At 37.2% G+C, this 24,557-nt stretch carries 14 protein-coding genes; 1 reads left to right on the forward strand and 13 read right to left on the reverse strand.

Annotation, left to right across the window (positions count from 1 at the left end):
* Window positions 1-59: 59 nt before the first annotated feature.
* The 13 genes from HQN62_RS09705 to HQN62_RS09765 form a co-directional block, all read right to left on the reverse strand.
* Window positions 60-734: a copper homeostasis protein CutC gene (locus HQN62_RS09705; protein ID WP_173504209.1), complete on the reverse strand. Its 675-nt coding sequence runs from the start codon at window positions 732-734 to the stop codon at window positions 60-62.
* Between the two features lie 27 nt (window positions 735-761).
* Window positions 762-1,766, reverse strand: coding sequence for an isoaspartyl peptidase/L-asparaginase family protein (locus HQN62_RS09710; RefSeq protein ID WP_173504210.1), 1,005 nt, complete (start codon window positions 1,764-1,766; stop codon window positions 762-764).
* Window positions 1,767-1,809: 43 nt separating this feature from the next.
* Window positions 1,810-2,718, reverse strand: a complete 909-nt coding sequence (locus HQN62_RS09715) for an ROK family protein (RefSeq protein WP_173504211.1) — start codon at window positions 2,716-2,718, stop codon at window positions 1,810-1,812.
* Between the two features lie 259 nt (window positions 2,719-2,977).
* On the reverse strand, window positions 2,978-5,161 hold the full coding sequence (locus HQN62_RS09720) for an alpha-galactosidase (RefSeq protein WP_173504212.1): 2,184 nt from the start codon (window positions 5,159-5,161) through the stop codon (window positions 2,978-2,980).
* A 91-nt stretch (window positions 5,162-5,252) separates the two neighbouring features.
* A complete protein-coding gene (locus HQN62_RS09725) occupies window positions 5,253-6,335 on the reverse strand; it encodes an alkaline phosphatase family protein (protein WP_173504213.1) in 1,083 nt (360 codons plus the stop codon).
* 10 nt (window positions 6,336-6,345) lie between these two features.
* A complete protein-coding gene (locus HQN62_RS09730; protein WP_173504214.1) occupies window positions 6,346-7,806 on the reverse strand; it encodes a glycoside hydrolase family 125 protein in 1,461 nt (486 codons plus the stop codon).
* 77 nt (window positions 7,807-7,883) lie between these two features.
* Window positions 7,884-10,169 (reverse strand): GH92 family glycosyl hydrolase, encoded by a 2,286-nt coding sequence (locus tag HQN62_RS09735; RefSeq protein ID WP_173504215.1) that lies wholly within the window; start codon window positions 10,167-10,169, stop codon window positions 7,884-7,886.
* 34 nt (window positions 10,170-10,203) lie between these two features.
* Entirely contained in the window at window positions 10,204-11,061 is an 858-nt protein-coding gene (locus HQN62_RS09740; protein ID WP_173504216.1) for an endonuclease/exonuclease/phosphatase family protein, read from the reverse strand.
* A gap of 37 nt (window positions 11,062-11,098) precedes the next feature.
* Window positions 11,099-13,366, reverse strand: coding sequence for a GH92 family glycosyl hydrolase (locus HQN62_RS09745; RefSeq protein WP_254454425.1), 2,268 nt, complete (start codon window positions 13,364-13,366; stop codon window positions 11,099-11,101).
* Between the two features lie 32 nt (window positions 13,367-13,398).
* On the reverse strand, window positions 13,399-15,411 hold the full coding sequence (locus tag HQN62_RS09750; protein WP_254454426.1) for a beta-mannosidase: 2,013 nt from the start codon (window positions 15,409-15,411) through the stop codon (window positions 13,399-13,401).
* A 42-nt stretch (window positions 15,412-15,453) separates the two neighbouring features.
* On the reverse strand, window positions 15,454-17,319 hold the full coding sequence (locus tag HQN62_RS09755) for a glycoside hydrolase family 35 protein (RefSeq protein WP_173504217.1): 1,866 nt from the start codon (window positions 17,317-17,319) through the stop codon (window positions 15,454-15,456).
* Between the two features lie 122 nt (window positions 17,320-17,441).
* Window positions 17,442-19,898, reverse strand: coding sequence for a carboxylesterase family protein (locus HQN62_RS09760; protein ID WP_217362482.1), 2,457 nt, complete (start codon window positions 19,896-19,898; stop codon window positions 17,442-17,444).
* 246 nt (window positions 19,899-20,144) lie between these two features.
* Entirely contained in the window at window positions 20,145-22,433 is a 2,289-nt protein-coding gene (locus HQN62_RS09765) for a hypothetical protein (protein ID WP_217362483.1), read from the reverse strand.
* A 646-nt stretch (window positions 22,434-23,079) separates the two neighbouring features.
* Between HQN62_RS09765 and HQN62_RS09770 the strand changes: the two genes are divergently transcribed.
* Window positions 23,080-24,528 carry an alpha-L-fucosidase gene (locus HQN62_RS09770; RefSeq protein ID WP_173504218.1) on the forward strand — a complete coding sequence of 483 codons (1,449 nt, stop codon included), beginning with the start codon at window positions 23,080-23,082 and terminating at the stop codon, window positions 24,526-24,528.
* Window positions 24,529-24,557: the final 29 nt, after the last annotated feature.

A 24,557-nucleotide genomic window follows, 5' to 3' on the forward strand; every position in this document is an offset into this window, starting at 1 on the left:
TTTGTGTCTTTTTTAAAATGATAAATGCCTCACAAGTAAAATATTTATGCGAGTGTTTTTTACTTTAAATTAGTAACCAAAGCTTTTATTTCTTTGCCATCGGCTATTTCTGTTCCATCGGTTATTGCCGATGAATGGTAGAATGATGTATTCATTTTTTCTTTTAGCATGGTTATATTCGAGGAACGAACACCTCCGCCAGGCATAATAACGATACGGTTTCCTGCTTTTTTGGCCAGTTGCTCCAAAACTGAAATTCCTTCCACCACATTTGGTTCCTGTCCCGAAGTCAAAATGGTTTTGAATCCACAATCAATAACGGTTTCCAAGGAATTGTAAACATCGGTAACCACGTCAAAAGCACGATGGAAAGTACAAGGCAACGGTCTTGCCAAAAACACCAACTCTTTGTTTCGTTCTACGTTGATACTGTTGTCCTTATTTAAAATTCCGAATACAAATCCGTCAACTTTAAATTTTTTGTATTCTTTTACTTCTTGTTTCATTTGTTCGAATTCCGCGTCGCTATAAACGAAATTTCCGCCACGTGGACGAATCATTACGTTCAAGTCAATGGTCAACTCTTCGCGAGTTGCGATTACAGCTTCTGGCGAAGGTGTTGTTCCTCCTTCGATCATTTCATCACAAAGTTCAACACGATTTGCACCATTTTTTTGAGCAATTACTGCCGATTCCGGATTGAAACAAGCAATTTCCAAATTGTATCTTTTCATTGTACTGGTTAATACTTTTGTTTTTTTTTATGGTTTTAAATAAAAATCTGGATCGATCAATCGGTTTCCGGTTTCGTCATAGACTGCATAGTTAAAACCACTCTGAACACAATAAGAACCGTATTCGCCTTTCTTGTTCAAGGCAATAAATCCAACCTGAATATCTTTTAAATTTTTATTTCTATTTTTCATCAGTTTAACTACTCTCAAAACCGCTTCTTCACATGCTTTTTGAGGAGATCTGCCTTGACGCATCAATTCGACAACCAAGTGACATCCTGCAATTCGGATTACCTCTTCGCCGTGCCCAGTTGCAGTTGCGGCTCCAATTTCGTTATCCACATACAAGCCAGCACCGATAATAGGGGAGTCACCTAATCGTCCGTGCATTTTGAATGCCATTCCGCTCGTAGTACAGGCTCCCGACAGATTTCCGGCAGCATCCAATGCAATCATCCCGATGGTATCATGGTTTTCGATATTGGCAATTGGTTTATATTCTGAAGTTTTCAACCATTCTTTCCATTCTCTTTCGGAATCAGGAACTAATAAGTTTTCTTTAGGAAAACCTTGCGATAAGGCAAATTGAAGCGCTCCGTCTCCCACCAACATTACGTGTGGTGTTTTTTCCATCACGGCACGTGCCACAGATATTGGGTGTTTGATGAATTCTAAACATCCTACTGACCCTATATTCGACATTTCGTCCATGATGCAGGCATCCAGCGTTACGCGTCCATCTCTGTCGGGACGTCCTCCGTAACCCACACTTCTTTCTTTCGGATCGCCTTCGGGTACTCTTACACCAGCCTCAACAGCATCTAAGGCACGTCCTCCTTTTTTCAATACTTCCCAGGCCGCTTCATTGGCCTCAAGCCCAAAACGCCAAGTAGAAAGAACAATAGGCTTTCTTACTTTTGAAGAATCAATAATTGTTTCTTCACCTTCTGAAGCAATTCCTTTGAAGGAGCTCAATGCAACTGCTGCGGATGCAATGGCAGTTTTTTTTAGAAAATTTCTACGATTTGTCATCTCTTTTTATTTTAAATCTGATTGTAAAAATCAGAAAGTATTATTATACGTTAACTTCGTAAAGCAATGTGGCTACTCCTAATAAAGCGGCTGTTTCATTATCACTTGAGATTACCAGTTCAATTTCAATTCCTGCGTCTTTTACTTTTTTTCTGAAAATATTCAGAAATAAATCTCCCGCGTTTGCTAATTTACCGCCAATAACAAGCATATCGGCATTAAAGCTTTTTAACCAAGGAATTACAACCTCGGCTATGTCTTCTCCAAATTTATTAAAAGATTTGATTGCTTTTTCATCTCCCTCAATAGCCAAGTGATATAGTTCTATGCCTTTTTTTAGTTGGATGTCGCTTAAATGATGGTAATTGGAAAGTAATCCTCTTAATGATATAGAATCTTCGGCTATACCGTTTTGATAAGGATGATCCCATATTTCACCATGCTTAGGGACGTTTTCACCTGAATTTACAATTTTTCCGTTTTCGATAAAACAAGAACCAAGCCCTGTTCCCAATGTAATCGCCATTACTTTTTTAGAAAGGTTTTGTGTGTTTTTGTAAACTTCTCCTTTTCCGAAACTGATAGCATCGTTTTCGAAAACAATTGGGAAATGCTGATCAAAATCAAAACGTTCTCTTAACAGGTCTTTTATGTTTAGACCGTAGAAATTATCGTATTTATTTTGGTCTTTAATCCAGCAAGTTCCATCTTCATAATCAAATGGACCTGGGATAGCCATAGCAATTCCGGATAGTTTTTCCACCTGTGTTTTTTCACATAAAGAACGAATAGCATTTTCCCAAAAATCCATTACCACTTTAACTGGTAAATTAGAATTGAAAGAAACTTTAGAAACAGACCCTTCAACGACTTTCATCTCATTTATATCAATAATTGCGGCAGTAATGTGCGAACCGCCAATATCCATTCCTATTGCAAATCTTTTTTTCATTTTTATACTTTTGTTCCTTTATTTTTTTCTTTTTTTAGATTTTTTGCTAAAAGTAGGTAAATTTTATTGAAATACTAAATCGTATTAGTAAATTGAATATCAGGTACCCAGTTTTTAACATAAAACCAATATTTTCCTTTTTTTATGCTTAGTTTTAGTTAGTGTTTTTGATTCTAATGCAACTTTTTTTTAATGAATTAATTGAATTATCTTGACATAGTTAAAGCTAATATGCCTTTTAAAATTCAATTTCTATTTGTTATTCGACGACATACCAAGTATAACTTTCCGGTTCGATTGTGAAAGTCAAATCCACTTCATAATTGCGGTTGATTTTGTAACTTTTGGCTACATTTTCTTTCTCACGAATCATGGCTTTGTCGGTCAATCCCGAATAATATAGCGGTACTTTGATTGTTTTGGTCATTTTTTCTTTGGTAGGATTGTACAACATGATAAATGCTTTTTCTTTCAATGTTGGATTCACATGCACGAACCCGTCCCAGTCTCTGCCATCGGCACGACGCAATTGAATCATATCGGAATTCAGAATTTCACGGTATTTTTTGTACCAATTGATTGTTGTTTTAACCAATTCTTTCGTGGCATCGGTATCATACAATCGTGGTCCTCGATAACAGGCCTGAACTCCCGCTCCGTAATATTGGATCATTAATTGTTCGTAGTCTTTTAGATGTTCGCTCAACGGTTCCAAAACTGCCGAAGCGTCTCCACCTTGATAAACGGTCAAAGGAACAAATCCCCAAGACATTGAGGCCGATTTTTCAATCGTTCCGTCGTGGATGTTCTGACGGTTCAAAATACGTTGTTGTTCTCTCGACCTAGAGAAGTTTGTTTCTCTATAGCCCAAGGCAATTTTGTGTGTTCCGTCAAGGAAATACCAATCGGGAGCGTTGATATAAACTCCTTTTTCGTTCAACCAACGGTAAAGTTCTTTTTGGATTTCCATTTGTCTCCATTGCGAATCATCCAAACCTTTGTGTCCTGGATGTGTCGTCGAAGCACAAAGATCACCAGGATACGGCCCGTCATTTTCCCAAATATCAAAACCGGTCACCGTAAAAAAATTCTTGATATGGTCTCTGTATGACAATCCCCATTTGCTTCCAAAACAAGGAGCATTACCAAAAAAGGCACCACCTGGTTTTCCAGTTTTTGGATCGACCACATCGTCTTCATCACTGATTCGTCGACTGCTGAACAAGGAATACCCTCCGATTTTAACTCCTTTGCCGTGAGCGTAATCGGCCAAAGCTTTCCATTTTAGGTGATTTTCGGGTGTGTCCAATTCCATATTCAAATGACTTCCGAAACTCAAAATTAACGCTTCATAACCCGTAGCGGCACATTGGTCAATTGCTGTACGCACTTGTTCGTCATTTTGACTTACCAAGTGCATGAAAATTGGATTTTCGGTAGTCCAAGGCGCAATCGTGCTGTACATTCTCTTAATCATCAGCCCGCGACGTTGACGGTCGTAGGTATCAATCAGTAATTCATTAGAGCGAACCGAATTGTAAACTTCGTTTGGTTTCAATTCAATACCCGGTGCTTTATCGGGATACACTTCAAGAAGACATGGCGTTTTGTAGTTATAATGTACTTGGGAAGTGTAAACGGAATCCATTTTCCAATGAGTCGTTTGGTCGCTCAACTCATAACTCATCGAATTGTTGAAAGCATAATTGGTTTCAATATAGAATCCGTGTTGGTTTCTCATCTTTTCGGGATTGCCTTCTACAGCGCTTTGTTCTTCGACCATTGCGATGGTTTCGCTTACAACTTTATTTAGTTTAAAAACTTTCTGGCTTGCATTTTCGATTGAAATCGATTTTGTAATCAATGGCAAACCATCATATAATTCGTAATTTACTTTTACTTTCACACCTTTCATTTCCGGTAGGGAAGTGGCGTATTCAAAAACTAACAATTTTCCGGAGGCTTGTTTTTTGTTCATTGCCCAATTGGTCGATTTCCAATTGATGTATGGTTTTATATCTGAAATTGTATAATTCACGAATGTGAAATCTTCTTTTCCAACTTCCATTTTATCAATCCATTCCGGCAATAAATAGGCATTTTCTTTTTGGCCTCTCAATCCTCCGATGGCATATTCTTTTCCGTCAAGTGTGATTTTTGCTTCTGGTTTTACTGCTCTGAGTAATTGTTGGTTATTAGTCAGATTGGTAAAATCGGTACAGGCAACATTGGGTGTAATTCGAAAAGTTCTTCGTACCAATCCATTATTCAAGATAATGTTTTTTCCTTCCGTGTAAACTGTTGCTTTTTTTGTAATTGGTGTAACCAGCCAATCAACATTAGTTAACTGATTGGGCGAATTTTGTTTGCGCTCAGTCTTATTTTGCGCTTGGGTAAGCACTATATTTAAGATTGTCAGGATTGAAAACAAAAATCGATTCATTTGAAAATTTATTTTGAAATTAAATGTTTTTAATTGAGAGGATAACTGAAAATTATTGATTCATTAAAATGATTATTTGAAAAAAAGTTTATTATTTCAATACTTCTGTTATTTCTTTAGCTATAGGATGTTCTGCCTTATAAGTATATCCCATCAGTTTAGCAATGGTCTGGGCAAATTGTTGTTGATAGAGCTGTCCTTCCATTTTTACTTCTCCTTTCTCACTAATTCCAGGTCCCATAGCGGCAAACCATATTTCGGATGCATCCTGAATAGAACTACCATGACTAGTCCATTCCTGTTTTATTTTATCACCACGACCATGATCCGTTGTAATGAACAAAGCTGTTTTGTTTTTATATTTTGGATCATTCTGTACAAAGTCCCAAATTTGTTTAACCCAAGCGTCAACCTGATGAGCCGCATCCAAATAAGAACGATACTGTCCCGCATGGGCCCATTCGTCTGTTTCTCCAAAAGCAACATACAATACTTTTGGCTTATTTGTTTTTAATTCTTCCATGGCTTCGTATTGCGTAAAGACATCAAAACACTCATCGGCATGCCAAGGTTTGTAAGAATCCCTAAGCATGTTATTGATTAGTTTCTGCTGTTCCGTTGGGTGGTTTCCTCCTACATTATCAAAAGCTGAAGCCACGGGTATTCCGCTTCGTTTTTCATTTAAGATTCGATCAAATGCTTCCCATGCACCAAAAGCCGCTACTTTTCCTTTTAGTTTTGGTTGTTGGTTTAAAAACTCCAGTAAGGTAACATGAGGATTCGGAGCATAATCATTTGAGTTTATGGCAGGATCGGCATAACCAGTCATTATTTCGCTATAACCCGGATAACTGAACCAATGTGGATTGGCATTATTTACTTTATTTCCATAATTTCTGTTTCCATATAATTGTCCTTTTGAAGCAACAAGTGACCACATAAATGGCATCAATTTTTCTCTACGTTCTTTAACGTCAGGACTCCAGTATTTATTAAAAATATAGGTACTGTCCCCTTGATTAAATCTTTTGTCTTTGGTAATTGTCTGATCCATCCCTTCAAAAATCTCGTGCCATCTTAGCCCATCTGTCGTTATGATGATAATGTTTTCAGCTCGTTGTGCATAAGATAAAACACTTGTAAAAATCAGCAATAGTAATAAGTATTTTTTCATAGGAATGTATTTAAATATTTTTATCAGCTAGAATATTTGGATGATTTTTGCTGACATTGACAATCAATTCCCCGAACAAAGTATTTGCCCAAGCAAACCATTTGCGAGTAAATTTTGTGGCGTCGTCTTTATGAATTGATTCGTGCATAAACCCTGTATCGGCGTGAGTTTTCTTTAAGGTGCTGATACAATTTCGAATTTCGTTTTCATCCACACTCGTAATTGCTCTCAGAATGATACTCATTGGCCAGATTGTGTCGGCTCCTGTGTGTGGGCCTCCAATTCCTTCGGCTGCTTTTCCTTTATAGAAAAATGGATTGTTGTCTGAAAGCACCACTTTTCGGGTATTCAAATACAATTTATCATCAGGTTTTACTGCTCCTAAATAAGGTAATGACAATAACGATGGCACATTAGCATCATCCATAAAGTGGAAACTACCATAACCGTTTACTTCAAAAGCAATAATTTCACCGAATTTTGGGTGGGTGATGATTCCGTTTTCTTTCAATCCTTTTTGAACTTGTGCTCTTAATTCGGTTGCTTTCCTTATAATTTCATCATCTTTCAAAGCCGAAGTAGAACACATTTCAATCATGTAGCCCAATATTTCGATGGCAAACATATTGCTCGGAATCAAATAGCCAAACAATGTACTGTCATCACTAGGACGGAAAGTCGAAACAATTAATCCGCAAGGTTTTACGGGATAGCCATAACCCGATAAAGGCACGCCATCTGTCGCCCAAGCGGTGTTTCTTTGGAAAGTGTAAGGTCCTTTGTCTGTCCAACGTTGTTGTTCTTTGAATGTTTGTAAAACCAAATTCATGGCTTTTTTCCAATTTTCATCAAACATCGAAATGTCCCCAGTTTCTTTCCAATAGCCATAAGCCAAACGAACGGGATAACACAAACTGTCTATTTCCCATTTGCGCTCGTGAATTCCTGGCTGCATTTTGGTAATATCGCTTTTCCACTCGCTTACTTGGTTGAAATCTTTGTAAAAAGCATTCGCGTAAGGATCTAACAAAATACATTTCGTTTGACGGTTGATTACTCCTTTTACCAATTCTTTCAGCTTTTTATCTTCTTTCACAAAAGGAATATAAGGCCAAATCTGAGCTGTGGAATCACGCAACCACATGGCATCAATGTCACCCGTAATCACATAGGTGTCTGGTTTTCCGTCGATGATTTCAAAATCGACAGTTGTGTCCAAAGTGTTTGGAAAACAGTTTTCGAACAGCCAGGCCAATTCAGGATTGGCAATTTGTTTTTTGATTCTTACAATGGCATCTTCAATGGCTTTACTGGTGAACTTGCGTTGTGCCAATGGTGGACGTTGACTAACAAAATCGGAAGCGAAATTGAAAAAGGAATTAGTATTTGAAGCAAAAACTTCAGTGTTCAAGGCAAGCATTCCTGCCGATAAAATCCCGGTGTTCTTTATGAATTTTCTACGTGATTGCATATTTTTTATTTTTTTGACTCAAATTGAACTAATCTCTATAAATTAGGTTTGTAGAAAGTAGTGAAATCTGAGTTTGTTTATTTTTTCTCTGTTGAATAAGAATACGGATAACTTGCTTTTGAAGTTCCTCGTTTTTCATTTGGTTTATTTACCATATCGAAATCCAATTCAGCTCCTTTTTGCAATTCAAAATGATTGATATAATTTTTATCATATACTTTTTGATTCCATTTCAATTCCTGAACGTACTTGTTTTCGGCTGAATTTTTTTCTGCTTTGATAACTATTTGTTTTCCGTTTTCTAAAGTAACCGTAACTTTTTTGAACAAAGGCGCACCCAAAACATATTCATCCGAAGCTGGGCAAACAGGGTAGAAGCCCATTGAAGAGAAAATATACCAAGCTGAAGTTTGTCCGTTGTCTTCGTCACCACAATAGCCATCAGGCGTTGGTTTGTATAAACGGTTCATCACTTCCCTTGACCAATATTGCGTTTTCCAGGGTTGTCCCGCAAAATTGTATAAATAAATCATATGCTGAATCGGCTGATTTCCGTGGGCATATTGTCCCATATTCATAATCTGCATTTCGCGTATTTCATGAATCACGCTGCCATAATATGAATCGTCAAATGTTGGGGCTAACGAAAATACCTCGTCCAATTTTGCAGTAAAGGCTTTTTCGCCCCCCATCAAATCAATCAATCCCTGAATGTCATGAAAAACGCTCCAGCTGTAATGCAAACTATTCCCTTCGGTAAAAGCATCACCCCATTTGAACGGATTGAAATCCTTGGTAAAACTGCCGTCTTTGTTTCTTCCGCTCATCAATTTGAATTCCGGATTGAACACGTTTTTATAATTCATCATTCGTTTTTCGTACAAAACAATTTCTGCAGCCGGACGATTTAGTGCTTTCGCCAATTTCCAAATCGTAAAATCATCATAAGCATATTCAAGAGTACGGGCGGCATTTTCGTTGATTTTTACATCATAAGGAACATAACCCAGAGTGTTGTAATATTCCACACCTTTACGTCCTGTGGCATTCGGGCCTTCGTTGTTTGCACCGTGCTGTAAAGCTTCATATAAAGTGTTGATGTCGTAGCCTCTTAAACCTTTTAGATATGCCTCAGCAACTACTGAAGCAGAGTTGTTACCCACCATGCAATCTCTTAAACCTGGACTTGACCACTCAGGTAAAAATCCACCTTCTTTATAATCGTTAATCAAAGCTTCCTGCATTTCTTTGTTGATTGAAGGATAAACCAAATTCAACAGAGGATATAATGCGCGGAAAGTGTCCCAAAATCCTGTTCCGCCATACATATAACCGTCCAAAACTTTTCCGTTGTACGGACTGTAATGTACAATTTTTCCTTTGGCATCTATTTCATATAATTTTTGTGGAAAACAAACAGTTCGGTACAAGCAAGAGTAAAAAGTGTTAATCTGCTCTTCGGTTCCGCCTTCTACTTTTACTTTTCCTAAAGTTGTATTCCAAGCTGCTTTGGATTCAGCCACTACTTTTTCAAACGGGGCATTATTCAATTCGGCTTTTAAATTTTGTTCCGCCTGTTCAATGCTGATGAATGACGAAGCTACACGAACATTCACTTTTTCGCCTTTATTGGTTTTAAAACCAACGACAGCGCCCGAATGGTCGGCTTTCATTTCGAGTTGGTCTTTTACCAATGCATTGTCATTCCAAGTATATTTTGTTTCAAAAGGCTTGTCGAATATCAAAACAAAATAATTTTTGAAATTATCAGGAACACCACCGCTGTTTCTGGTCGTGTAGCCAATGATTTTATTTTCTGAAGGAATAATTTTGATATACGAGCCTTTATCGAAAGCATCAATCACAACAGATGATTGTTCATTTTTTGGAAAAGTGAATTGGAAATGAGCCGCTCTTTCGGTGGCAGTCATTTCGGCATTAATATCAAAATCCGCAAGATAAACGCTGTAATAATGCGGTTTTGCAATTTCTGATTTATGGCTGAACCAGCTAGCTCTGTCGTCTTCTTTGTAAGCTAATTTTCCTGTAACCGGCATGATTGAAAATTGCCCATAGTCGTTAATCCAAGGGGATGGCTGGTGAGTTTGTTTGAATCCGCGTATTTTTTCGGCGGTGTAAGTGTACATCCAACCGTCACCCATTTTGCCTGTTTGCGGTGACCAAAAATTCATTCCCCAAGGGCGGGCAATTGCGGGATATGTATTTCCGTTTGACAAACTGTAAATCGATTGTGTTCCCATTAAAATATTAACGTGATCCGCAGGACTTTCGGTTTTGTTTTGGGCATTTGCAACAAAGCTCAAAAAAAGTAGTGCCAAAAAGAAGAAGCTGTTATTTTTCATTATAAAGTTTTTATTTTGAACAAATGTTGATTATTTAGAAAGAAACGTTGATAAACACAGGTGCATGATCCGAAAGGAAAAGGTCATTTAAAGTTTCTGCAAAAACAGCATATTTATGAACTGTAATTCCTTTGGTCACTAAAATATAATCAATCAGCGGTCGGTCTTTAAAAGGTATTTTTCCAAAATCGTGAAAAGACCAATTTGGACCATATACGATTGAAGCCAGTTTTTTGGAATCCAATAAACTTAGCGATTTATCTCCAGTCAGCAACGATTGTATCACCGATGAATCAGGTGTTGCATTCAAATCCCCCATCATGATTTGAGGCATTCCTTCACCTAGTTGGGCAATTTTTCTTTTAATTAAATTTACACTTTCTCTTCTTGCCACTTCGCCTATATGATCAAAATGTGTATTTAGAACAAATAGTTTTTTCCCGGTAGCTTTGTCTTTCAATTGTACCCAAGTTGCGATACGTTCGCAAGCGGCATCCCATCCTTTTGAAGGTTTTTCAGGAGTTTGGCTCAACCAGAAATAGCCCGATTTGATAAGCGTAAATTTATTTTTATTGTATAAGATTGGGCTGTATTCCCCTTTTTCTTTTCCGTCTTCTCTACCTACACCTATAGCTCCATATTCAGTAAGATTTGCGGTGAAATCTTTCAATTGATGAGCTAGAACTTCTTGCATTCCGAGGATATCAATTTCGTTGAAACGAATCATTTTTATTGCGTTTTCCTTTCGATACTGCCAGCTGTTCGAACCATCGCCCGGATTATCATAACGGATATTAAACGTCATGATATTCAGATTCGATTTTGTTTTGGTTTGCGCATTTGCATTTGCAAAAGCGAAAAACATTCCTAAAAAAACTATTATTTTCTTCATGTTTCTTTTCTGAATTGGTTGTGTGTTTTTCGTACGCCTACAGTGGTCTATCCGCTTTTGCTGTTCCAAAGTCCAATGAAGGCTGATTTCCCATATACAATTTTAACTCACCACCTTTTACGATCATGTCGTGAGTGATGTATGATTTTGTATATGGTTTTCCGTTGTATTCCACTTTTTGTATGTACATATTCGTTTTGCTGTTATTTACTGCAGTCATTTTGAATGATACATTTTCTTTGTAATGAACAATCGCTTCATCAACTGCTGGACTTCCAAAAACGTAAGTTCCGTTTGCAGGATTCACAGCATAGAATCCCATTGAGGATAGCACGTACCAAGCCGACATTTGTCCGACATCTTCGTTTCCGCAAATTCCGTCAATTTTGGTTGTGTAAAATTGGTCAAAAACCTGACGAACGATCTTGGCTGTTTTCCAAGGTTGTCCCACATAAGCATACAAATACGGAATATGGTGACTCGGCTCATTTCCTTGAGCGTATTGTCCAATTAATCCACTAATGTCTGGTGAAGCATCCTCGCCGGCTACTTTTTCACTTTGTGTAAATAACTGGTCGAATTTTTCGATGAATTTTTGGTCTCCGCCAAATAAATCAATTAAACCATAAGGATCCTGAGGAACCAACCAAGTGTATTGCCAAGCATTTCCTTCTACATAATCATCTTTACGGTGAGCGGAAGACATTGGATCAAAAGGCTCATTCCATTGGCCATTAGTCAATTTTCCACGCATGAAACCACTGTTTTTATCAAAATAGAGTTTGTATAATTCCGCTCTTTTTGTGAAATAAGCGTAATCTTCCATTTTATTTAAATCTTTTGCCATACGGGCAATGCACCAATCATCAATTGCATATTCTAATGCATTGGCAACAGTTTCGAATTGACTGTCTGCAGGAATGTATTGCAGTTTTTGTACATAATCCATTCCGGCACGGGTTTGCATCGCAGTTTTTTTGATCGCTTCATATGCCAAATTCACGTCGTAATTTCTATATCCTTTAAAATAGGCATCCACAATTACGGCTATCGAGTGATTCGCGTTCATACAATCGGTTTCATTGCCCATCAAATGCCAAACCGGTAGTCTTCCCTGTTGTTGGTAAATTGCTAAAAATGTTTTTATAATATCGTTGATTTTGTCCTCTTGGGTGATAGTGTAAAGTGGATGAAGCGCACGATATGTATCCCATAAAGAGAAGGTGGTGTAGTTTACTAAACCTGCATTTTTATAGATTTTTCTGTCTGTTCCTCTGTAATCACCATTTGCATCATTGAAAATTGATGGAGCAAACATCGTGTGATACAATGAAGTATAGAAAATTGTTTTGGTATCAGCGTCGGCTTTAATGTCGATTTTCGCTAAAGCTTTATTCCATTTTGCATCTGCATCTTGAACTACTTTCACAAAATCCCATTGTGGAATTTCGGCTTTGATGTTGGCTACAGCATTTTCTACACTCACTGGTGAAATTCCCACTTTCACCATAATTACATTTCCTTTTTTGTTTTTGAAATCCAAAATGGCTTTCATTTTTCGGCCTTCGCCCTGAAGACCATTTTTTACGGCAGTGCTATCATACAATGCAATATTTGAAATTTCTTCCGAAAATTCCATGGCAAAAAACAAACGTTGGTCATCGGCCCAACCTTTTGAATGGCGATAACCTACAATTGTTTTGCTTCCTGTTTTTTGAATCATAGTCTGTTTTGGACTATCCCAACCCACACCATCAGTAAGGTCAAGCAACACATGAGCTTCATCTTTCGAATTGAAAGTGTATTTGTGAAAACCAACTCTTTCCGAAGCGGTTAATTCGGCTTTTACATTGTATTTGTCCAAAAGAACACTGTAATATCCTGGCTTTACAACTTCATTTTGGTGTGAATAAGTGGAACCATAACCGCTTGGGTCTTTTTTCTCCGCTTTGACCAAAGGTACTTTTCCCGTTGCAGGCAGCAATAGAATGTCATTCAAATCACCGATTCCAGTTCCGCTCAAGTGAGTGTGTGTGAATCCTAGAATTGTATTACTGGAATAATTATAGGCACTGCACCAATCCCAGCCTTCAAAAATGTTGGAAGGTCCCAATTGAACTGCACCGAAAGGAACATTTGCCCCAACAAAAATGTGTCCATGACCACCAGAGCCGATGTACGGATTTACAAATTGGGTATAATTGGCATTTGGAGATTTTTTTGCTTTGCCCTGAGAAAAAACAGGCATTGCAAAAAACAAACTTGCCATTGCCAGAATTGTGCCTTTTAATTTGTTTGGTTGCATCTTTTTTATTTTTAAAATTTAATTGACTTATTTTATTTAGTTCTGCTCAAAACATCAAACAGCGAAGTAATTGTAATTACTGGTTTTGATGTTGGAGTTTGTATTGTGATGGTTTTTTCTTCACCCGCTTTCAAATCGAAATAATTATCACTCAATCTTCCAGTGTAACCTTTAATGTCAATCCACACAAATTTTGCGTCTTTTGATGCTTTTAAAGTGATGTTGTTGCCTTCAACTTTGAATGTAATTTGTGGATTTTCCAATTTCAAATCAATTGGACGTACTTTGTCGATTGTAGGTTTCACGTCATCTCTGTAGGCTTCTTTTACTGCATACCAGGCGGCTTTTGGCTGACGGTTGTAATAATCGGTGATACTCCAGCTCGCCACTGGCCAACAATCGTTCAATTGCCACAATAAGGTTCCCATATTGTAAGGTTCTTTCGAGCGGTGAATTCCGATGATGTTTTTAAAAGAATAATATTGTAAACATTGAGTCAAATACGTATAATCTTTTACCGACCAGGTTTTTACATTCGTTGTGTCCTTGAAATAACGTTGAATGTATGAATTTAGTTTTGTAAACCCTTTTCCGGCTTTTTGATGGGCTTTCAGTACGTCAGAATACAGTTTTCGATCCTCTTCTAAAGTAATTTTTTCAATTGTGGAATAGTTTGGCATTGCCTGCATTCCATATTCGCTTACAAAACGGCCGGTTTTATTATGCACTACCTCAATATCTTCCAATCCCCACCAAGTTCCCCAATAATGACTGTCACCTTGTTTGATACTTTCCTTTTTGCCCCAACCAAAAAGAGGAGAACTGCTTATATAAGGACGGTATGGATCGACTTCTTTCACCCATTTCGGGATACTGTCCTGAAACAATCGTTTGTAATCACCCCACAATTTGATCGAATCTTTTTTGTTTATTTTGAATTGTTTTTGCCAACCCCAATTTTTGAAAGCTTCATCTATCTCGTTATTTCCACACCAAACCACAATTGATGGATGATGGCGTAAACGTTTTACTTGGTATTTTACTTCTTCTCTTACGTTGTCGAAAAAGTCTTTGTCACCAGGAACCATTGTTCCGGCAAACATAAAATCCTGCCAAACGTAGATTCCGTTTTTGTCGCACAAATCATAGAAATAATCGCTTTCATAGATTCCGCCACCCCAAACACGTAGCATGTTCATGTTCGCGTCTTTTGCCGTGGCAATCACTTTGTCGTATTCTGCATTTGTCATTCTCGACAAAAATGCATCCGACGGAATGTAATTTGCTCCTTTCATATAAACCGCTTTGTCGTCTATTTTAAAATAAAACGAACTTCCAGCTGTGTCTTTTTCCTGAACCAATTCGTATTTTCGTGGTGCTTTGTATTCTTCTTCAGTCTTCTTTTCATTGTAAGCTTCCAAACGAACGGCTTTCCAAATTCCGCAAGTGGTGAATTTTGGTCCCCAATCCCAGCCGAAATGATATTGTGCTTTACGTACATAACATCTTGGATTGTCTGGAATAACATATGGCAAATCTTTTTTTGCCAACGAGTCCACCACATTTTGGGCAGATTTAAACACAATCTTCAACTCGTTATTTTCCGGTTTCAAATTTTGTTTCACATCTGCAGACCATTGACGGAACATATTATTGGCATTCAAAATTTCTATTCCGTTGATATAAACGGTGGCATAAGTGTCCAATCCGTCAAAAACCAAGAGATTGTTTTCTTTTTTTAGAAATTCAGGAGAGACATTAAAAGTGGTTTTGTATTCCCAATCTTTTTTCTCAATCCAGACTAATTTTTTCTCGTTATCACGATAAAACGGATCCGGAATCATTTTGTTTTTCAACAAATCGGTATGCACTTCGCCGGGAACTGTTGCAGGATGCCAATCATTTTTTGTTACTTCAGTAAACTGCCAACCTTTGTTGATTTCCATCGAAATTTTTTCCTGGTTGCTGGAGCAGCTTGTCCCCAAAAAGTACATTGCCACTAAAAGGAGCAACATGCTTAAATTGTTTTTTTTGATTCTATTCATGTTTTTTATCTTTTAACCACTAATTGTGAGTTGGTTTAAATTTTATTTAATATCACCTTTTTCAGGTTGTAGATCTTCTAAAATTGGTGTTTCGATAGATTTTACTGTTGTTTGAAGTTTGTCATTTTTTTGTTCGAAAATCACAATTTCATTCGCTCCTTCTTTTAACCAACAACCGGGAACATAAAGCGTTTGTTGTGGTCCAACACTCCAATAGCGCCCAATATTGATACCGTTGATGAATACAATTCCTTTGCCCCAATCACGCATATCAAGAAAAGTGTCTCCTTTTTTAGTCAATTGAAAAGTACCTTGGTAAAGTGTAGGTTGACCTGCTTTGGCATTGCTTTTGGCATCTGCCAGATTCGGCATTTTGTCCATCGGTAGTGAATACATATTCCAATCGCCAGTGATTTTTTCACCGTTGATAATAACTGGAGAAATAATCCCTTTAGTACTGTTGATGATGTTTGCTCCGTAGTTAATACGTCCCATATTTTCAACTATAATATCCAAAGTTGCATTGAAAGGGACGTCAATTGTGCACTCGTAATTTTTATAATAACTATTCAATTCGGCTACTTTTTGACCATTGACATACACAATTGCGTAGTCGCGAAGTCCGTTCAATTCTAATTTTCCGCTGATAGGCTGTTTGAATTTTTTGCTGTACCAAACATAACCATGCCCTTGATTCAATTCTTCAAAAGTCAATGGATTTTCGCTGTTTACCGGTTTTATTTTATTTTTCAATGATTCCAAAGTCACTGCTTTTGTCAATTTGATTTCAGGAATCGAAATCACATCTATTTTAGCGGGAACAGCTGGTGTCTTTGGCGTTTTCAATAATTCGCGTAAAGCATTATATTTTTCAGTTGCCCAGCCTGCTTCACTGATAGGGGCATCATAATCATAAGTAGTCAGGTCTGGTTGAATATCGTGATTACCGTCGTAATTTGCTCCAGAAGTAAATCCGAAATTCGTTCCTCCATGAACCATGTAATAGTTGAAAGAAACACCTGCATCAAGGTACTTTTTAGTTTGCTTGGCTACAGTTTCGGCAGGAACCTTTGGGAAAGGCTCCGCCCAGTGATCTAACCAACCCGGATAGAATTCGGCGACCATATAAGGCCCATTTCCGCCGTTAAATTTATTTACAACTTCTTTTAGTTTGTCAACATTGTCTTCACCATTTGCAGTAGGCAAAGCACCTGGAAGAGCGCCTTCGGCAAATAGCCAACTTCCATCTGAAGTAAAGAAAGGCACGTTGAAACCAACATCTTTCAACTGTTGGAAAACGGCTGCACTGTATTTTTTGTGTTCTTCTATCGAAATATCTTTGCGTTGGGCAACATAGGAACCAAATTCATTTTCACCCTGAACCATGATAATTGGCCCGCCATTGGTCACCAATAAATTTTTTACTTGTCCGTAAAGTGCCGTGAAATACGATTTTGTCGCTGCCAAATATTGTGGATTGTTTCCGCGAATCACCATTCCCGGTACTTTTTGTAGAAACCATGGGTAACCGCCAAATTCCCATTCGGCACAAACATAAGGTCCCGGACGTAAAATCACGTACAGACCTTCTTCCTGTGCAATTTTGATATATTCAGCGACATCACGGTTTCCGGTTTTAAAATCCCAAACTCCCGGTGATACTTCGTGATAATTCCAGAAAATATAAGTCGCCACAGCATTCAGTCCCATCGCTTTCATCATCTGCAAACGATTGCGCCAATATTCTTTAGGAATTCTGGCATAGTGCATTTCACCACTATGAATCTGGATGTTTTTTCCATCCAAAACGAAATTACCGTCTTTGATGGCAAAAGTGTGTTTTTTTTGTCCGATTGCATTCGAAATCAACAAAAAGAAAAGAAAAATGGAGAGAATATTTTTTTTCATTTTATAAAAATTGTTTTTTATTGGGAAAAACGATTATGTTTTAAGTTCACCACTAAAACGCTAATTTATGCTTGCAACATCTTGTTTTAATTAGCGAATTAGCAGTAAAATATGTTTTCTTTTTAATTTAAAAATTCAAGTGTTCTGGTTGACCAATCGTTGTCAAAGAATCCACTTACTTTCATTTCCGGTAAACCTTTCAAAAGTAAATCGGCTTTGAAAATCATCACATCTGGAAACCCCGTGATTCCCGAAATGTAGTTGTTTGCCCAAGTTGCTTTCATTCCTTCTTCCGAAGTTCCGGCCACAACACCTACCATTGCCGTTTTGCTGTCTTTTCTCGGTAGTACAAAATATGCAGCCAAATCATTTCCTTTTAGCACTTTGTCGCCCACTTTCACTTGTTGATTATCAATTTGAATTGGAGAATTTTTCAATAACAATTTCCAGGCAATGTTGTTGGAAGCATTTCCGTAAATCACCACATTCCTGTCTTTGTATTTTTCTAATGAAAATTCTTTGTCTGAAATCACATCAATGCTTCCGTTTCCTCTGTAATAAAAAGTTTCTGCATCAAAACGGGCTCTGTTTAGATACCATTCACGCTCCGAGGCTGACCCACCAGTAGCATACACAAAAACGACGTTGTTATTGAACGCAAATTTGAATCCACCTTGACGATCAGCGTATTTTTCGGCTGTGTTGATTTCGTTTATCAAAGTCCACTTTCCGTCTTTTAAAGCCAGAATTGCTTTTTTATCTGATGCTGCTTTTACAGTTTGATCGTTGATATTTATCGTGATTTCTCCTTTAAATTCCAATGAAACCAAATCAAGTTCTAAGATAGAGACATTTTTTGTTTTAACTGTAATTTGTTGATTATCAATTTTTGCGTTAATGTTGGAGAAATCAAAAGGACGAATTTGTTGTTGTAATTTTATCCAATAATCAGTTGAAGAGACCGCAGGAGTGGCTGTGTGGAAATCAATTTCTTTTACTTCTTTGTTAGTCGGAATCGTTTGGCGTTTAAAGAATTCGAAAATAGGGAACCAATCCACAGAATGATCACCATACCAATGTTCGCCACCCGGATATTCGTAATAGCAGAAATTCGGGTGAAAAGTGCTTAATATCTCACGCATTTCTCTCACTTGCGAAATTGGCACAGTCGAATCGGCATCGCCGTGCAGAACATAAACACCGGATTGTTTCAGGTTTTTAACGATACTTTTTACACGACCTGAATTGGCTGAACGTTTGATTGATTCAAAAGCTTTGAATTGATCGTGCATTTCATCGCCTTTATCAGATCCATAAGTCGAAATGTCAGGGTAGGAGGCGCAAGGTGCAATTGCTGCAAATTTATCAGGATAGGTCGTTCCCAGAAACCAGGTTCCGTGACCACCCATTGAGTGACCTGTTAAGTAGGTCTGGGCAGGAATGGTGTTGAATATTTTTTTGGCTTCTGCCAAAACTTCCAAGGCATCTATTCTTCCCCAATCTTCCCAGTTGAAACCAAAAGGGCGACGATTTGTCGCTGCAACAATGTGTGCCCAATCTTTTTGTTTGTAGGCGCGTGCCTGATTTCGTGCTTCAACAGAAGCGCCGTGAACTGAAAGGATTAAGGCTTTTGGTCCGCTTCCCAATGCAGGAGCCACACTATAGTATTGAACGCTGTTATCTACTTTACTCACAAATGTACGCTCGTGGTGAACGGTTGCAGAACGTTGTTGAATCGGAATTTCGGTTTCGTCAATCACTTTTCCGCTTTTGTCTGAAAGCGTTATTTTCATTTTTAATTCACCGGTATAATCAGTTTTTGCAGCCGGAACTTTAAATTTTACTTTTCTGACGAACAAAGGTAGAATTGCGTCGGTAGCATAAGTGGCAGTTTCTCCACTTGATAATTTTGCAGTAATAACAAGGTTTTTTAGGTCTTTTTCGGTTGCATTGATTACACGAACCGAAGCCCATTTTTCGTCTTTTTCACCATTAATAACATCCGGAAGCGTCAAATCGCGTTTGGTAAACAGTATGCTTTTTGAAGGGACAACAATTTTTGATTTCACACGTCCAAAGCGGCCTTTAGTATAAACAAATTCGTTCACGCCTTTACGAAGTTTAAAGGGGATCAAAGTATATCCAAAATCATAATGATCTCCTTCGTGAGGCATGCCGTTGATGTAGGTGCGGGTTCCGCCAGTAGTTTCTAATAGAACGATTTGCTCTTTTTGCGAATTATATTCAGTAAAAAGAAAAGCCGATTTCATTTCTTTTTGGCTGAAAGCCCCGGCAGAATCAATTTTGATAGGCTGCCAGTCTCCTCTTTGTTTGTTTGGATTAATGAATTTTCCAACCGCATATTGCCAAGCGATAGGGTCTTGCCCGTTAAAAAGTGTTCCAGTTCTTTTATCGGCAGGAAGAAAATAACCATTGCTGAAATGGTGTAAAACGCTCCCTTCGGCTGTCGTTACAATTTTTTCTTTTCCAAAATATTCAACCACATTTCCCGTAACTTTTGTTTGTGCAATCAAACTAGTACTTAAAACAAGTAACGATGTCATCAACTTTAGCCTCATTTTTTATCAAGTTTAGTTTTTATTTATTCTTGTTTTATACTTAATTTTTATCACAACTTTTATAAATCACCTTTCACTAAATCGGTTTAGTATAAAGGGTTAAAAAAATGGAAACACTATGATTTCCATTTTTAGATGAACAGCAATGATTCCCATGCTGTTGTCACAAATATAAAGAAATTAAATTCACTAAAACAATTATTTTTCTTTCTGTAAAATCATTTTTAAATTTTCTTAATATTTGTGTTAATAGCCTTTGGCTCTTATCAGAGTAATCGGATTTATTTTTGTTCCATTAATTTTTTCAAACAAAATCCAAGTATTGTTGTCTTTTCCTTTTTCGAGAGTCCAATTTCTTTTGGGATCGGCCAGTTTTATTTTCAAATCATCAGGGAATGCATTTGCTGCTCTTGCATCTTCCCAAGTTCGAATTGCTTTGAAAATTTGGTATTTTTGAGGACAACTTTCTACATTTTTTTGATTGATTCCCAACATATATGTAGCTCCGACACCAACCGATATGGCTTGAACATGTTCGTAATCTTCTACTTTTGAAGATTTGTCAATACTAAAATTTCCTCCGAAAGTTGCAGGAAAATAATTGGCATAGGCAACGTCACGAATGTCTTTACCCTCGCTGGTGGTACTTCCCCAAACACGTTTTTCAATATCATACATGTTTTTTCCGCCACCAACGTTCCAAACGCTTTGATAATGCCAAGAACCTTCGGAAAGGGTTGCTCCAGTAATCCTAATATAATCTATTTTGTGATAGGCGGCTCTGTCAAACATTTTTCTAAAGAAACGTTTTACACCATAATAGCCCTGACCGGTGTTGAACAGAAATTCCTGTCCGTCCAAATCCATAAAGTAAATTCCGTTGATTTTGGCAACGTCAGCGTAATCTTCAGCAATGGCATCCTGCAAGTTCAAATCCGGAATCAAACCGTCATAGCCGTAGTTGATGGTTACCTGTAATTTATAAATATCGTCATTCGCTTTATGGGAGGAAGGAGTTGTATCCCAATAACCTCTTTTTACATTCAAAAGGCGGTAAGGAGCGGTTTTTGAAACACCCAAATAATGAATAAGTTCTTTGCCGATCTTTACCATATTTAGGTTTTTGCAATGACCTTCCCAACTGGCAATTTCGTCTAAATATTTGGGGTCGTTTACCACTATAATCGTATCTGTTGCCGAAATTGATTTCACTAAAAGGCGCTTTTGTAGGTAACACAAACTGTCGCTTGGAATCGGGCTTGCATCTTTTGTTCCTGGTGCCAATGCCGTTGCAATCGTGTGTCTGCCCATGAAAATCCCTTGTACATTCGAAATATCGGTGAACTCTTTATGCGATTTATTTCCAGAAGTAAATTTGAAAGGTTTTGTTTCAAAATTTTTTCCGTCGAGATAGCCTTTATAAGCACGATTGACTTTGTAATAAGGCAAATCATTCGCTTCAATGGCTTTAAAACCCATTTGTTTTGTATAGGAAACAATGCTGTCAAACAAGTTGCCTTCGGAAGTAACATCTGGAGTATATCGCGCTGGATCTTTTACCCATTTGCCATTAACGGTAGGATAGGGAAGTCCTTCGGATAAAACAATATTTTGGAGAACATCCATCAAGGCTGTGTTGTCGGGACTTCCCCAAAGCGCAATCGAGGAGCCTATATAATCAACTCCCGAAACTGGAGCGACTTCGTGATGGTTTGGAATATTGGCTGGTAACATCGGAATCAAAGAAAAGAAAATGTTACGCTTTTTGGTTCTATCTTTTGAATGATAGGTTACGTAAACTTGCCCTTTGTTATCAATCATCGCCGCATTTCCATACAAAATTCTGTAATATTCTTCAGGATGACTGTAAAATGCCACGTCACTTATTCCGTCTCCTCCAATTGAAAATATTTGTCCTTCATGCAAATTTACAGGTAGAGGAAATTTCATTTTGTCAGGAGAGTGAATAATGTATTGAAATGGGGCTGCCTCGCCTTCAGTATTTGCAATTCCACCTGTAGTTTGATCATTCAGCGCCATTGCTCCAATAGCATAATTGACAGTTTTGGTGGTATCTCTGGCGACACCTATGATTTCTCCAAACAAATTCGTAATATTTGTATGGTAAGAGCCCCATTGAATATCATCGATTCCTTCTCGTTTCGTGAGCGATTGAAGAGTTAATTTAAAATATTTTGTTTTTGGTGCCAGTACAACTTTTGCAACAGAACCATTTGAATAATTTAGTGTAAAAGTGTTGTTTTTCTGCTCGAATTTGGCTTGTTGAGGCTCGTAATATTTCTTTTTTGAACTATCATACAAACACATCAACGGAGATGGTTTGTCCGTTGGGCTGAACTCACGATTGGATGCTACCGTCGTGTTTTTCATGCTCGTAATAAATCCTTTGTCATTAATATGGATTTTGAAATAATTAGTATTGAAATCCCATTGAGCTTGGACTTTTAAACCAAATAGCAATTGCAATGCAATGAAAAATGTCAGACTGCTGAAAGTGAAAATTCTCTTTTCCATCTTTTTGTTTTATTATTTCTGTTTTTTTAGAGAATCTAAAATTACTTCTTAATTAATTTAGCTATTAGTTCGATTTTATCCATATTTAATTAGTAATTATCAATCCAGCTATGTTTCAAAAATCAATATTCAAAAACTGCTTATTTCATTGGATTTATTCTTTCTAAAGAGGTGTTTTTTTGAAACTATTATGTTGAATTTTAAATTAAAAGTTACTTCAAAAATGAAAATTGCAAAATGAAAATTGTGTCCTATTATATATGTATCTCATTTTTGTATTTCCTGTGAAGAATATTTTCAGTCTTTTTTTATTTGAATTCTTATCAAAAAATCAATGACACTCGATGAGTGTATTAAAACATTTCTCTTCATTTTGTTTTGAAATATTCTAAGTATTTCTAAAATAACAGAATATTTAATGGTGTTTTTTGATACTAAATGTTAAGATAATAATTGCTTAATTAATGATAATTTTGAGTTAAAATAAAACTTAATTATACAATAACTTTATTTTTTTAAGATTGAGGCAAAATGCTGTGTCTGAAAATATAAAACGTTTTAGTTGATACAGTTATTTTTGGTAGGATACGCCGTATTGCTAGAACTAAATCGTTATCGTTCCAAAGAAAAAAACAATTAATAAAATATGAAAAACAGAATAAAATTAGTGTTGGCTGCCTGTTGTTTTACTACTGCGTCTTTGTCACACGCACAAGGAGATATTATGGCCGAAAACGAAAAAACTCCTTACGATTCTTATGTTGCGCCAAAGGATAAGGCTGTAAAAGAAAATCTAGCCAAGTGGCAGGATTACAAATTTGGAGTCTTAATTCATATGGGGTTGTACAGTCAATTGGGGATTTGCGAATCGTGGGGTTTAGCTCCAGAAGATTGGGTCACCCGCAACGGTTATGATGATTACGATTCTTTTGCTTCGGATTACCGTGGTGCAAGATTCAGTTTGAATCCAACAAATCTAGATTCTGAAAAATGGGCAAAAATGTTCAAAAATGCGGGAGTTAAATATTTAATTTTTACATCCAAACACCACGATGGGTTTTGTATGTATGATTCGAAATTCACCGATTTCAAAATTACCAATCCAAATTTGCCAAACGCCAAAAACAAGAATCCTGATGTATTGAAAAACGTTTTGGATGCTTCTAGAAAAGAAGGATTATCGGTTGGAATTTACTTCTCAAAACCAGATTGGACTTCTCAGGATTTCTGGTGGAAATATTATCCTCCAAAAGACAGAAATCCAAATTACGATATCAAAGCATATCCTGAAAAATGGCAAAGCTTCGTAAAATATACCCAAAACCAATTGGATGAATTGACTACCAATTACGGTAAAGTTGATATATTGTGGCTTGACGGAGGATGGGTTCGTCCAGTTTCTACCGTAAAGGAAAACGAAGGAAAAAAAGGGCGTCAGAATTTAGATATCAATATGAAACTTATCGCAGAAACAGCGCGTAAAAAGCAACCGGGATTGATTGTGGTGGATCGTTGGGTTCCAGGCGAATATGAAGATTATCTTACTCCCGAACGAAAAGTGCTTGAAAAACCAATTCCGGTGCCATGGGAAAGTTGTGTAACACTAGGAACCGATTGGGGATGGGTGCCAAATGCGAATTATAAATCAGGTGCAGAAGTGATTCAATTATTAACTGGAATTGTTGCCAAAGGAGGAAATTTATTGCTTGGTGTTGGTCCTGATGGAAAAGGTGATTTTGAGCCAAAAATTCAGCAAACATTGGCCGAAGTTGGTAAATGGCTTGATATTAATGGGGATGCCATTTATGCTACAAGACCAATCGCGCCTTATTCTGAGGGTAATTTGTACTATACTTCGAAAGGTGAAAAAACAGTTTACGGAATTTACCTTCCAACTGCAACTGAAAAAGAAATTCCTTCACAAATTGTCATCAAAAACAATTTAAAAGGGAAACTAAATGTTACGCTTTTGGCAAGCAAACAAAAACTAAATTACAAAAACGTTACTGGTGGAATCAGTGTTACGATTCCTAATTCATTGAAGGCGGAATTAGCAAAACAAGGAGGTGTAACCATTAAAGTGAGTGCTCAGTAAATGGTATTTTGCCTAGATTGTTTTTCAAT

This window comes from Flavobacterium sp. M31R6 (genome assembly GCF_013284035.1).
GTDB lineage: Bacteria > Bacteroidota > Bacteroidia > Flavobacteriales > Flavobacteriaceae > Flavobacterium.